Below are 11,803 nucleotides of genomic sequence, written 5' to 3'. Positions count from 1 at the left end.
ATGCTGATATGTATGCGTACCACCATATTGCTGCCGGATGAACTCTACCGCGAGACGAAGCGACGGGCGGCGGGCGAGGGGCGCACGATGACCTCCTTCATCGCGGAGGCGCTGCGAGAGCGGCTGGGGCAGGCCCCGTCAGGCAGCGAGCCCTTCGTGGTGGATGCATTCGATGGTGGCGCCGCGCTTCCCGGCGTGGACCTCACCTCGAACGCGGAGCTGCTCGAGCGGATGGAATCGGATGCGCCCACCGATGGGGCCGCGCTCCAGCGAGACCTGATGCGTCGGGGCCGCTGACCATGCGGATGGTCGATGTGAATGTGCTCGTCGGTGCGTACCGCACCGGAACACAGCACCACGATGAACTGGCGGAGTGGCTCGAGAACGCCGTGAACGCGCCGGCCCCGCTCGGGCTGACGGATGCCGTGCTCGCGGGGTTCGTACGCGTCGTCACGCACCCCCGCATCTTCGAGGTGCCGACGCCGCTGTCGCTCGCGCTGGCCCAGGCGTCCGCTCTGCGCGACGCGTCCGGTACGGCAGTGGTTCTGCCCGGCGCGAGCGCGTGGTCGATCTTCGTCGGCCTCTGCGCGAATGGCAACGCCAAGGGCAACCTCGTGGCGGACTGCATGCATGCCGCCGTCGCCATCGAGGCCGGAGCAACCTGGGTGACGCTCGATCGAGACTTCACCCGGTTCCAGGAGCTCACGGTGGAGTCGCCGCTCCAAGGCCGATAGGCGGGCTCCCCGTCAGGAGCGCGGACGCAGTCGCAGGCCGGACATCCCGCCGTCGACCTCGATCGCCGTGCCGGTCGTGGAGCCCGCGGCGGGGCTCGCGAGGTACGCGACGGCATCCGCGATCTCGTCGGGGGAGACGAGCCGTCCGTGCGGCTGCCGGGCCGCCAGCGCCACGCGCTCTGCGGCGGGGTCGGCTGCCGAGTCGAGCAGTCGGCCGACCCAGGGGGTATCCGCCGTTCCGGGGCTGACCGCGTTGACGCGGATGCCATCGGCAAGGTGATCGGCGGCCATCGCGCGAGTCAGCGACAGCACAGCGCCCTTCGACGCCGAATAGAGGGCACGCTGCGGAAGGCCTGCGGTCGCGGCGATGGACGCCGTGTTCACGATGGCGGCCGCCGGCGATCTACGCAGGTGGGGGAGTGCGGCGCGCGAGACGCGCGCCATGCCGATGACATTGATGTCGAAGACCCGGTGCCACTCGGCATCCGGGTTCGAGGCGACGTCGCCCTGGGCGCCGATGCCGGCGTTGTTGACGACGATGTCGAGGCGGCCGAACTCGTCGACGACGCGCTGCATGCCGGCCACGACAGCGGCGTCGTCGCCGACGTCCACGCGCACGGCGAGGTCGGCGTCGGCGGCATCCGTGTTCAGATCGAACACGGCCACCCGTGCGCCGTCCGCGCGCAACCGGTGCGTGATCGCGGCGCCGATGCCGGACGCCCCTCCCGTGACGATGGCGACGAGTCCGGTGAAGTCGGTCATGATGGTCCTTCCTGGGGCCGTCCCGTGCCCGCGCGTCCGCCGACCTGATCGTGGGGCCCGATGGCGAGCAGTGCTGCTTCGGCCTGAAGTGGCGGCGAACATCCGAGGTGTGGGCGTGCGGTGGCGGCGTTCCCCACGATTGTGGCACATCCTTCCCTGGTTGACGAGGCAAACATCGGATGTTTAGGCTGGCAGTGGATGCCCGACAACCCGCCGTGCGTTCGGAGAGGGAACACCATGAGCACGATCGTCGCCGTCGACACCAGAGACGTGCGGTTCCCGACGTCGCTCTCGCTCGACGGCTCCGACGCGATGAATCCCGACCCGGACTACTCCGCCGCCTACGTCACGCTCCGCACGGATGCCGGCGACGGGCTCGACGGGCACGCGTTCGTGTTCACGATCGGGCGCGGCAACGACGTGCAGGTCGCGGCGCTGGACGCGCTGAGCGATCACCTCGTCGGCCGCAACGCCGAGGAGCTGCTGGCCGACATGGGGGCGGCATCTCGCCTGCTCGTGCACGACTCGCAGCTGCGCTGGCTCGGCCCGGAGAAGGGCGTCATGCACATGGCGATCGGCGCCATCGTGAACGCCCTGTGGGATCTGCGCTCGAAGCGAGCAGGCGAGTCGCTGTGGCTCCACCTGTCGCGGCTGAGCCCGGAGGAGCTCGTCTCGCTGGTCGACTTTCGCTACCTCACCGATGCGCTCACGCCTGACGAGGCGTTGCGCATCCTGAAGTCGCAGGAGCCGAGCCGCCAGGAGCGCATCGAACAGCTGCTGGCACACGGCTACCCCGCATACACGACGACCCCCGGATGGCTGGGCTACTCCGACGAGAAGCTCGCGCGGCTGTGCCGCGAGGCGGTCGCCGCGGGCTTCGGGCAGGTGAAGCTGAAGGTCGGCGCCGACCTGGCCGACGACATCCGCCGGTTCCGCATCGCCAGGGAGGTGCTCGGACCGCAGTATCCGATCGCGATGGACGCCAACCAGCGCTGGGGCGCGCAGGAGGCGATCGACTGGGTGAAGGCGCTCGCCGAGTTTCACCCCGCCTGGATCGAGGAGCCGACGAGTCCCGACGACATCCTCGGGCACGCCGCCATCTCGCGCGGCGTCGCCCCGATTCGGGTGGCGACGGGCGAGCACGTGCAGAACCGCATCGTGTTCAAACAGCTGCTGCAGGCAGGCGGCATGCAGGTCATGCAGATCGACGCCACCCGTGTCGGCGGTGTGAACGAGAACATCGCGAATCTGCTCCTGGCCGCGAAGTTCGGCGTTCCGGTCTGCCCGCACGCGGGCGGAGTGGGGCTGTGCGAGGCGGTGCAGCACCTGTCGATGTTCGACTTCGTCGCCGTGACCGGCACCATGGACGGCCGCATGATCGAGTACGTCGACCACCTGCACGAGCACTTCGCGACCCCGGTCGTGGTCGAGAACGGACGCTACGTCACCCCGACAGCGCCTGGTGCGGGCACCGAGATGCTCCCCGCGTCGCTCGACGAGTTCGAGTGGCAGGCAGCCCGAGCGGATGCCTCGGCATGAGCGAGTACCGCCGCTTGAGCCCGTACCGTGGGTCGAGCCCGGACCGCGGGTCGAGCCCGTCCCGCGGGTTGAGCCCGGACCGCGGGTTGAGCCCGGACCGCGGGTTGAGCCCGGACCGCGGGTCGAGCCCGGACCGCGGGTCGAGCCCGGACCGCGGGTTGAGCCCGTCGAAACCCGCTGACCGCGGGTCGAGCCCGTCCCGCGGGTTGAGCCCAAACCGCGGGTTGAGCTTGTCCCGCGGGTTGAGCCCGTCGAAACCCGACGAAGACCCTGCCGCTCTCCGTCCGCTCGGCTTCGGGGCGGCCTCCATCGGCAACCTCTACCGCGAGGTCTCCGACGATCGCGCGCACGATGCGCTGGATGCCGCATGGAACGGCGGCATCCGCTACTTCGACACCGCTCCGCACTACGGGCTCGGGCTCAGCGAGCGCCGGCTCGGCGCGTTCCTGCAGGGCAAGCCGCGTGACGAGTTCGTGCTCTCGACGAAGGTCGGGCGGCTGCTCGAGCCGAATCCGCACTTCTCGGGCGGACGCGACCTCGCCCACCAGTTCGACGTGCCGGACCAGAAGGTGCGGCGGTTCGATCCGAGTGAGGCGGGCATCCGTCGCAGCCTCGAAGACTCGTTGGGGCGTCTCGGGCTCGATCGTGTGGACATCCTGTACCTGCACGATCCGGATGCCTACGACCTCGATCGCGGCCTGCGCGAGGGGCTGCCCGCCCTGGCGAGGCTGCGCGACGAGGGTCTCGTGCGGCGGATCGGCATCGGGGTGAACGACGCCGCTGTGGCTGCGCGTGCCGTGCGCGAGGGCGACCTCGACCTGGTCATGATCGCCGGGCGGTACACGTTGCTGGAGCAGCCTGCGCTCGAGGAGTTGTTCCCGGTGTGCCGCGAGCGCGGTGTACACATCGTCGCAGCGGCCGTCTACAACTCGGGTCTGCTGGCCAGTGGTGCTCCGGCGCCGGATGTCACCTACAACTACGCGGCCGCACCCGCGGAGCTCATCGAGCGGGCTCGCGCGATCGCACGGATCTGCACGGAGTACGAAGTGGAGTTGCCGGCCGCCGCGCTGCAGTTCCCCTTGCGCGATCCGATCGTGGCGTCGGTCGTGGTGGGCACCGCGAATCCGGATGCCGTGCGCCAGAACCTTCAGCGCATGGTCGCGCCGATTCCGGCCGAGCTATGGGCCGCGCTCGCTGCGGAGGGCTTCATCCCGGCATGAGGCGCGGCCTGCGCCGCCGCGTGCGCGTGGGCACGTCGCGGCGCGAGTGCGGGCATCGCGTGATCGAGAAGTCAAAACTTGCTGGCATCCAAGAGGATTCCCGCAAATTTCGACTTTTCGATGGCGGGGAGGGGGCAGCTGTGCTGAACGCAGGGTCGGCGGTGCCGGCCGATGGTCCTGTGGAGAATCGGCGCGGGGGCGCACCGCGGCGGCGACACTCGAACCATGCGATCGCCGCGGCCCTTACCGCCTCACCTGACTGGTTTCGTGTTCCGCGTGAACGAGACCGGGTTTCATGACCTCACGCCGAGCAGGCTTCGTAGCTCCCTGTTGGACGCACCGTTCCACGGCATCCGCAGTGTCGGGCTCGCAGGGACGGGCACCATGGAACGTTGTCGGCTCTATGTGCCCAGACTGCGGAACGGACAACTCTTCTCCCATGTCACGGCGGCTCGGCTCCTGGGCATTCCGGTTCCCGTTCACCACCAGTCGTCAACGGTCCTCCACGTCGCCTCCGTACGCGGCGCACGAGTGCGCACTCGCGGCGTCGTGGGACACGTTGTTCCGGATGCCGTTCTTTCGTTCGTGGAGGAGCTCCCCGTGGTGTCTCCGGCGCAAACGTGGTGCCACCTGGCGCCTATGGTCTCGCGTGGCTACCTCGTCGCGGCGGGCGATTACTTGATCTCCGGGCTGCGGCTCCAGGGAGGCTTTCGCACGTCGTCGTTCTGCACTCGTGAGGAACTGGTGCATGCGGTCGCACGGCATGGCTCGCGCCGCGGCGCTACCGCCCTCGGCTGGGCGCTGCCGCTCCTGCGCCCTGGAGTGGATTCCCCGAGGGAGTCCATGTTGCGCCTCGCGATCGTCGCGGCGGGTCTTCCGGAACCCGTGATCGGGCATCCGGTGCCCGTGGCGGGAGGCGTGGTCCTGCATCCTGATCTCAGCTACCCGCATCGCAGGGTTGCGATCGAGTACGAGGGAGATGACTATCGAAGAGACCGCACGCGCTGGCGTAGGGATCTGCGCAGGATCGCGCTCCTCGAAGAGGCGGGATGGCGTGTCATCCGCGCTACGGACGACGACATCGCCGATCCGACCAGCATCGTGCGGATGATCAGCACGGCGCTGTGCTGAGGGGCATGGCCCATCGAGAAGTCGATTATTGCGCTCATCTTGATCGAGAATTCGCGATTCTTGACTTCTCGATGCCGGACGCTTCGCCTTCCGATGCAGCCGGCGGGAGCGTGTGATCCGGGCCTCAGTGCAACCCGTAGAACTGTGTGGCCGTGCCGTGCTCGATGGATGCGACGCCCCGGGCATCCACGTCCGCTGTCGCGGCTGCGCGGCGCACGCGGTGACGCCAGCCATCGAATGTGCCGCGGGCGCCGGTGAGGGCGCTGACCGGCCAGTCACTGCCGACCATGGCGCGGTCGGGTCCGAACGCCCGCAGGGCGTGCCCGAGGAAGCCCTCGGCGTGGGCGTCGAGCGCGTCGGTCCCGGATGCCTCGGCGGCGAGCCCGCTCAGCTTCACGCGGGCACGAGGGAGGCGCGCCAGGCGGGTGATCGCCCTCGCCCATGCGCGGCCCGGGTCGCTCTCGATGCCATCGTCGACCGACGGCTTGCCGAGGTGGTCCAGCACCGTGGGAAGCTGAGGCACCTGCTCGAGCAGGTCGATCACAGTGTTCAGTTGCCGATGCCGCACGCACACATCGAACGTCAGGCCGCGAGCGGCGAGGGCGCGCAAGCCGTCGAGAAGCGCGGCGCGGCTTCGCGGGTCGGTGAGCAGGTCGTCCGGCTCGTCCTGCAGCAGATGTCGCACACCCGCGACGCGTACCCGACGCACTGTGCGCTGCCCGGCCGCGGCTCTACCTGCTGTGCTCTCGCTTGTGGTGCTCCGGCCTGTCGTGTTCTCGTCTGTGGTGCTCTCACCTGTGGTGCTTCCACCTGTGGTGCTTCCACCTGTGGTGCTTCCACCTGTGGTGCTTCCACCTGTGGTGCTTCCACCTGTGGTGCGCCGGTTCGCGGCATTCAGTGCGAGCAGCTCGTCCAGGTGGGACTCCAGCGCTGCTCCGCCGCGGAGGTCCGCATCGGCGACGATCGCGGCCAGCTCGGGCCAGGCATCCGTCATGCCGAGCACCCAGCGCACCTCGTCGATCGCCCGCCCGGGCAGGCATCCGGCTTGCACGAAGACGTGTCGCCCGGCCGCCCCGTGCTCCCGATCGAAATCGCCAGGAAGGAATGCGCGGTTGAGCACAGGCAGGTCGTCAAGCCACGGGTATGTCAGCCGCGCCGGATCCCAGACGTGCACATGCGCGTCGATGAGCGCTGAGTGTGGCGGCGAGGCGGCTACGGTCACGTCAGTCGAGGCCCATGTCGATCACCGGCTCGGCGCGCTGCTCATCGAGGCACCACACCTTCTCGAGCGGCAGGTAGCCTTCGTCGCCGTCGGGGCCGAGGAATCCTTCGACGAATCGTCCGATGTGCTCCTGCCAGCGGCGGTCGGCTTCGTCTGCGCGGATCACCCGCATCGCGTGATCGAAGTCGTCGCACTCGACGAGGTGGAACAGCCGGTCACCGGATCGCCAGATCGTCCAGTCGCGGATGCCCGCCCGATCGAACAGCGCGCGCAGGTCGTCGGGCACCCGAGCGTGCTCGCGGAGGTAGTCGTCGACGGCGCCAGGGTGAAGAGTGGAGTGGAGTGCGATCCTCATGTGCGGTGATCCTCCTTGTCGGTGACTGGTACTGTCCGGCGTCTCGTGTTGCTCGTTGTCTCGTGTTGCTCGTCGTCTCGTGTTGCTCGTCGTCTCGTGGTGTTCGTTGTCTCGGTGATTCGTCGACCTGCTGACTCGCGTGGGCCAGGTTGGGAGCGATCCGGATTCTCGCTCCGGCGCCGCGGTTCGAATACCTCAGGCGGTGGCGCCGACCGCTGCCCGCAGCCAGTCCTCGATGCCTGCGACGTGGGTCAGCGAGTGCGCGGAGGCGAGTTCCGCGTCGTGCTCGCGCAACGCCGTCAGAATGGCGCGGTGCTCGGCGATCGTGCGCTCCGCCGCACCTTGCTGCGTGAGTCCGCGCCAGATTCGCGCGCGAACGGTGTGGCTCGAGATCGATTCGATCAGCTGGGCCAGGTAGTCGTTGCCGCACGACTCGCTGATCACCTGATGGAACTCCAGGTCGTGCTGCACGAGCGCCTCGACGCCTTCGTCTCCGGTCGTCGTCTCGAGTAGACGGTCGAGGGCATCCAGCTGATCGTCGGACATCCGTCTCGCGGCAAGGGCTGCGGCCGCCGGTTCCAGGATGCGCCGCACCCCGAAGATCTCGATCACCGAGCGGTCGTCGTGCAGGTCGACGACGAAGGAGAGCGCCTCGAGCAGGAGCCGGGGTTCCAGGCTCGTGACGTACGTGCCGTCGCCGCGGCGGACATCCAGAACCCGGATCACCTCGAGCGCCTTCACCGCCTCGCGCAACGACGAGCGGGAGAGCCCGAGGCTCTCGCTGAGCTCCTTCTCGGGAGGAAGACGATCGCCGGGGGCGAGCCGCCCGCTCGTGATCATCTCCTTGATCTTGAGGATCGCCTCATCGGTGACGGCCATACGCGTGATCGTACCGCGTGCGCGTGCGAGACATCGGATGTCTCGGAAGTGGTCTGTCCGGGTCCGTGACGCCGAGGGTCGGGTGCCCGCGCCGAGACTGCGGATGGGTCGCCGAGGGTCGGGTGCCCGCGCCGAGACTGCGGATGGGTCGCCGAGACTGCGGATGCGCCGCTGAGACTATGGATGCGCGCCGAGACTAGGGACTTTGATCATAGTCTCGCGGTCGCATCCGCAGTCTCGGCGACGTGGCTGGGATTGCGCCCACGCCCACTGGAGGGTCCAGCGCAAACGCGCACGGGGCGGCCTGGTGCGCACCCACGGGTCGGGCCGGCGCAGCCCACCCATAGGCCGGTCCAGCACAAACGCACGCGGGCCGGCGCAGCCCTGCCACGGGACGGGCCAGCGCAGCCCGCCCACGGGTCGGTCTGTCACAATGGAAGGCCAACCCACATCAACGGCGACGGCCGGCGTCGTTGCGCCTGCCGTACGGACACCAAGGAATTCCCATGGGCAACGGATTGACCGTAGGCATCGTCGGCGCCACCGGGCAGGTCGGCACAGTGATGCGACGCATTCTGGCTGAGCGCGACTTTCCGGTCGAAACGCTGCGCCTGTTCGCGACGAGCCGCTCGGCCGGACGCGCTCTTGAGTTCAAAGGCGAGCAGATCCTCGTTGAAGACATCGAGACGGCCGACCCGTCCGGTGTCGACATCGCACTGTTCTCCGCGGGCGCGACGGGCAGCCGGACGTACGCGCCGAAGTTCGCCGCGGCCGGCGCCGTCGTGATCGACAACTCGAGCGCGTGGCGGATGGACCCCCAGATTCCGCTCGTCGTGAGCGAGGTCAACCCTGAGGCGATCGGTGATGCGCACAAGGGCATCATCGCCAACCCGAACTGCACCACGATGGCCGCGATGCCGGTATTGAAGGTACTCGATGCCGAAGCCGGGCTGCAGCGGCTCATCGTCAGCACGTACCAGGCCGTCAGCGGGTCAGGACTGGCCGGGGCGCAGGAGCTCGCGGAGCAGGCCGAGGCGGCCGTGGCCTCCGGCAACCTGCTCGACCTCGTGCACGACGGATCGGCTGTCCAGGTGCCGGAACCGGTGAAGTACGTGCGTCCGATCGCGTTCGACGTCATTCCGCTGGCCGGATCCATCGTCGACGACGGTCTGAACGAGACCGACGAGGAGAAGAAGCTGCGCAACGAGAGTCGCAAGATCCTCGGTCTGCCCGAGTTGCTCGTGAGCGGCACCTGCGTGCGCGTGCCCGTGTTCACCGGTCACTCGCTGTCGATCAACGCCGAGTTCTCGCGTGCGATCAGCCCCGAACGCGCCACGCAGCTGCTGAAGGATGCCCCCGGCGTAGCGCTCGCGGATGTTCCGACCCCGCTCGAAGCCGCAGGCAACGACGCGAGCTATGTCGGGCGCATTCGTCAGGATCCGGGTGCGCCGGAGGGTCGCGGACTTGCGCTCTTCGTCTCGAACGACAACCTGCGCAAGGGTGCCGCGCTGAACGCGGTGCAGATCGCGGAGCTCGTCGCGGCGAACCTGCGGTCGGCCGCGGTCGTCTGACGTACCTAGGGTTGAGCTCGTCCATTGGAGTGCGCCGCCGCGCGACCGAGTAATGGCGGGGGCAACGCACCGCTGGTGAGCGTAGCCTGCCCTGAGCTTTGTCGAAGGGTCGATACCACCTTCAACGGGCGCCAGATTTCGAACTTCAACGGGTGCCGTTTCGACCTTCAACGGGTGCCGGGTTTCGACGCTGCGCCAAGCTCAGGGCAGGCCGCGCTCAACCCACGGGAATGCCGCTCACTCGTCCGGCGTTGCAGCAGCGCTCCCCGTGACGGCCGACACCGAGGCATCCGTCGCACCGCTTGCTTCGAGATGCGCCGACGCATGGCGTCGCCGTCCACGGCGAGACCGCGCGACGGCCCCGACCATCACAGCCGCGGCCGCGATGACGAGCGGATACACCAGATCGGCGCCCTCGAGCACGAGCAGGCCGAGCACGAGTACGCAGGAGAGTGCGGCCATCCACCAGCCGATGCTGCGGCGGGGCAGGAGCACGAGCGCGCTCGCGACGCCCATGCCGTAGATCGCGGCGCCGATGCTCGTGTGCACGAGGATGATCGGCTGCAGGTCGGGCAGCCACGCCACGACGGCGAAGTAGAGCGCCATGAGCGCGGCGCTCAGAAGTAGACCGCGGCGTGCGATGCCGCCGCGCTCCGCGCCGTGACCGAACCAGGCGGGCAGATCGCCGTCCCGTCCCATCGCCGCTCCGAGCTTGCTGAACGCGGCGAAGTACGCATTGAAGACGCCGACGACGACGATCACGGCCACGCACGCGACGACGACGCTCCAGCCACGGCCCAGTCCGACGGTGACGAGATCGAGCAGCGGGGCATCCGAGGCACCCACCCCCGGTCCGAGCACGCCCACCACCACGGTCTGGATCGCGATGTACGCCACGGAGACGATGGCCAGCGCCAGCGCCGTCGCCCGTGGGATGTCCCGCCGCGGCCGGGAGAATTCGCCTGCGATGCCCGCGACGGCTTCCCACCCGGCGAATGCCCAGATGTACAGGCTCACCGCGACGCCCACGCCGCCGAGACCGTGCGGGAGGAACGGCGTGAAGTTCGCCGGGTGCACGTGCGGCGCGGCGGCGGCCAGCGCCAGCACGAGGATCGCCATCAGCGCTGCGCTCAGCAGCAGCTGTGCCCAGCCCGCGAAGCGCACTCCGAACAGCGTGATGGCTGTCGGCACGATCACGAGCGCCGCCGCGACCAGGATGACCGTTCCGCGGTCGCCGCCGATGATCGCCACGACGTACTGCGCGGTCATGATCGCGGCGACCGGTGCACCGATCGGCGTTCCGAAGTAGAACCAGTAGCCGACGATGCGGGCGGCGGTCGGGCCGAAGGCGCGACGGGCGAAGGTGGCGACGCCACCGGCATCCGGATGCCGTTTCGACAGTGCCGCGAACGTCGACGCGAGTGGAACGGAGATCACGGCCAGTGCCGCGACCGCGAGGATCGCGCCCGGTCCTGCCGCACGCGCCGCGAGCGCGGGAAGCAGCAGGATGCCCGTGCCGAGCACGGCCGCCACGTAGAGCGCCGTGCCCTGCGCGAGCCCGATTCCGCGGTGTCGATCGTCGGTCATGGCATCAGTGTCCATGGCGCGTCCGACACGGAAGACGGGGTTCCGGGGGCGGTGACCGCATCTTGGCGAAGGTTGTCCGAATCCTGATGCTCGGGGCGAACGGCGACGGACTCGCGCGCATCGAAGCGCCCCATCTGGGTACGGGACGGCGATCATGTACCCATGACGTACATCCAGACAGCGCTCGACGTCGCCGACTGGCGTCGCCGCATGTTCGCACTGTACGAGCTCGTGCGCGAGCTGGCTGAGGAGGACGCGTCAGCGGCCCACGCCGCCTGGGTCGTCGAGCGCGATGCGCTTTTCGCGACGCATCCGTCGACGCCGTTGCTGCCGGAGGATCGGGCGTCGTTCGCGGGACTTCCTGTGGCTCAGTACGACCCGGATTGGCGTTTCGAGCTGCCGATCGAGCAGACCGAGCCGGCCGATCTCGATGTGGAGACCGGTACCGATGGGGTCGTGCCATTCGAGCGCATCGGGGTTGTAAGACTGCCCGACGTCGGATCGCTGGATGTCTGGCGGCTGCGTTCGTACGGCGGCGGACTCTTCGTTCCGGCGAAGGATGCCTCCGCCGGGCGACCCGACGGAACCTACGGCGGCGGGCGGTACCTGCTCGACACCATCAAGGGCGCCGACCTCGGATCGGGATCCAGGACCGGAAGGCTCGTGCTCGATTTCAACTTCGCCTATCACCCGAGCTGCGCCTACGACCCGGCATGGGCGTGCCCGCTCGCGCCGCTCGGCAACACGGTGCCCGTCGAGATCCCGGTGGGGGAGCGGTACCGCGCCTGACCCCCGCAAGGAGC

The 11,803-nt window shown here is 68.9% G+C and carries 12 protein-coding genes; 7 read left to right on the top strand and 5 right to left on the bottom strand.

The features are described from left to right. Positions 1 to 12: 12 nt before the first annotated feature. Together ACYVDK_RS02665 and ACYVDK_RS02660 are read left to right on the top strand one after the other, a co-directional pair. On the top strand, positions 13 to 297 hold the full coding sequence (locus ACYVDK_RS02665) for a hypothetical protein (protein ID WP_460517563.1): 285 nt from the start codon (positions 13 to 15) through the stop codon (positions 295 to 297). 8 nt (positions 298 to 305) lie between these two features. Continuing rightward, positions 306 to 734, top strand: a complete 429-nt coding sequence (locus ACYVDK_RS02660) for a TA system VapC family ribonuclease toxin (protein WP_460517560.1) — start codon at positions 306 to 308, stop codon at positions 732 to 734. 12 nt (positions 735 to 746) lie between these two features. On the opposite strand, the gene ACYVDK_RS02655 is transcribed toward ACYVDK_RS02660, so the two are convergent. Then, a complete protein-coding gene (locus ACYVDK_RS02655) occupies positions 747 to 1,496 on the bottom strand; it encodes an SDR family NAD(P)-dependent oxidoreductase (protein WP_460517557.1) in 750 nt (249 codons plus the stop codon). Between the two features lie 237 nt (positions 1,497 to 1,733). On the opposite strand from ACYVDK_RS02655, the gene ACYVDK_RS02650 reads away from it, so the two are divergent. From ACYVDK_RS02650 to ACYVDK_RS02640, 3 genes are all read left to right on the top strand, one after another. Then, positions 1,734 to 3,035: an L-fuconate dehydratase gene (locus ACYVDK_RS02650; RefSeq protein WP_460517554.1), complete on the top strand. Its 1,302-nt coding sequence runs from the start codon at positions 1,734 to 1,736 to the stop codon at positions 3,033 to 3,035. A gap of 230 nt (positions 3,036 to 3,265) precedes the next feature. Continuing rightward, entirely contained in the window at positions 3,266 to 4,255 is a 990-nt protein-coding gene (locus ACYVDK_RS02645; protein ID WP_460517551.1) for an aldo/keto reductase, read from the top strand. Between the two features lie 603 nt (positions 4,256 to 4,858). Further along, on the top strand, positions 4,859 to 5,386 hold the full coding sequence (locus tag ACYVDK_RS02640) for a hypothetical protein (protein ID WP_460517548.1): 528 nt from the start codon (positions 4,859 to 4,861) through the stop codon (positions 5,384 to 5,386). Between the two features lie 124 nt (positions 5,387 to 5,510). On the opposite strand, the gene ACYVDK_RS02635 is transcribed toward ACYVDK_RS02640, so the two are convergent. The 3 genes from ACYVDK_RS02635 to ACYVDK_RS02625 form a co-directional block, all read right to left on the bottom strand. Next, positions 5,511 to 6,608 carry an amidohydrolase family protein gene (locus ACYVDK_RS02635; protein ID WP_460517545.1) on the bottom strand — a complete coding sequence of 366 codons (1,098 nt, stop codon included), beginning with the start codon at positions 6,606 to 6,608 and terminating at the stop codon, positions 5,511 to 5,513. A gap of 1 nt (position 6,609) precedes the next feature. After that, positions 6,610 to 6,963 (bottom strand): L-rhamnose mutarotase, encoded by a 354-nt coding sequence (locus tag ACYVDK_RS02630; RefSeq protein WP_460517542.1) that lies wholly within the window; start codon positions 6,961 to 6,963, stop codon positions 6,610 to 6,612. Positions 6,964 to 7,158: 195 nt separating this feature from the next. Continuing rightward, positions 7,159 to 7,842: a FadR/GntR family transcriptional regulator gene (locus tag ACYVDK_RS02625; RefSeq protein WP_460517539.1), complete on the bottom strand. Its 684-nt coding sequence runs from the start codon at positions 7,840 to 7,842 to the stop codon at positions 7,159 to 7,161. 506 nt (positions 7,843 to 8,348) lie between these two features. Between ACYVDK_RS02625 and ACYVDK_RS02620 the strand changes: the two genes are divergently transcribed. Further along, positions 8,349 to 9,413: an aspartate-semialdehyde dehydrogenase gene (locus ACYVDK_RS02620; RefSeq protein ID WP_460517536.1), complete on the top strand. Its 1,065-nt coding sequence runs from the start codon at positions 8,349 to 8,351 to the stop codon at positions 9,411 to 9,413. Between the two features lie 237 nt (positions 9,414 to 9,650). Here ACYVDK_RS02620 and ACYVDK_RS02615 read toward each other — a convergent pair whose 3' ends face one another. Then, positions 9,651 to 11,000 carry an APC family permease gene (locus tag ACYVDK_RS02615; RefSeq protein ID WP_460517533.1) on the bottom strand — a complete coding sequence of 450 codons (1,350 nt, stop codon included), beginning with the start codon at positions 10,998 to 11,000 and terminating at the stop codon, positions 9,651 to 9,653. A gap of 162 nt (positions 11,001 to 11,162) precedes the next feature. On the opposite strand from ACYVDK_RS02615, the gene ACYVDK_RS02610 reads away from it, so the two are divergent. After that, positions 11,163 to 11,789, top strand: coding sequence for a DUF1684 domain-containing protein (locus tag ACYVDK_RS02610; RefSeq protein WP_460517530.1), 627 nt, complete (start codon positions 11,163 to 11,165; stop codon positions 11,787 to 11,789). Positions 11,790 to 11,803 lie beyond the last annotated feature (14 nt).

It is taken from the genome of Humibacter antri (assembly GCF_054777235.1).
This window is presented reverse-complemented; position numbering and strand designations above follow the sequence as displayed.

Excerpts from the sequence above, each read along its gene's own strand:
- ACYVDK_RS02665 (WP_460517563.1), top strand. The coding sequence starts at position 13 with ATGCGTACCACCATATTGCTGCCGGATGAACTCTACCGCGAGACGAAG.
- ACYVDK_RS02660 (WP_460517560.1), top strand. The coding sequence starts at position 306 with ATGGTCGATGTGAATGTGCTCGTCGGTGCGTACCGCACCGGAACACAG.
- ACYVDK_RS02655 (WP_460517557.1), bottom strand. The coding sequence starts at position 1,496 with ATGACCGACTTCACCGGACTCGTCGCCATCGTCACGGGAGGGGCGTCC.
- ACYVDK_RS02650 (WP_460517554.1), top strand. The coding sequence starts at position 1,734 with ATGAGCACGATCGTCGCCGTCGACACCAGAGACGTGCGGTTCCCGACG.
- ACYVDK_RS02630 (WP_460517542.1), bottom strand. The coding sequence starts at position 6,963 with ATGAGGATCGCACTCCACTCCACTCTTCACCCTGGCGCCGTCGACGAC.
- ACYVDK_RS02625 (WP_460517539.1), bottom strand. The coding sequence starts at position 7,842 with ATGGCCGTCACCGATGAGGCGATCCTCAAGATCAAGGAGATGATCACG.
- ACYVDK_RS02620 (WP_460517536.1), top strand. The coding sequence starts at position 8,349 with ATGGGCAACGGATTGACCGTAGGCATCGTCGGCGCCACCGGGCAGGTC.
- ACYVDK_RS02615 (WP_460517533.1), bottom strand. The coding sequence starts at position 11,000 with ATGACCGACGATCGACACCGCGGAATCGGGCTCGCGCAGGGCACGGCG.
- ACYVDK_RS02610 (WP_460517530.1), top strand. The coding sequence starts at position 11,163 with ATGACGTACATCCAGACAGCGCTCGACGTCGCCGACTGGCGTCGCCGC.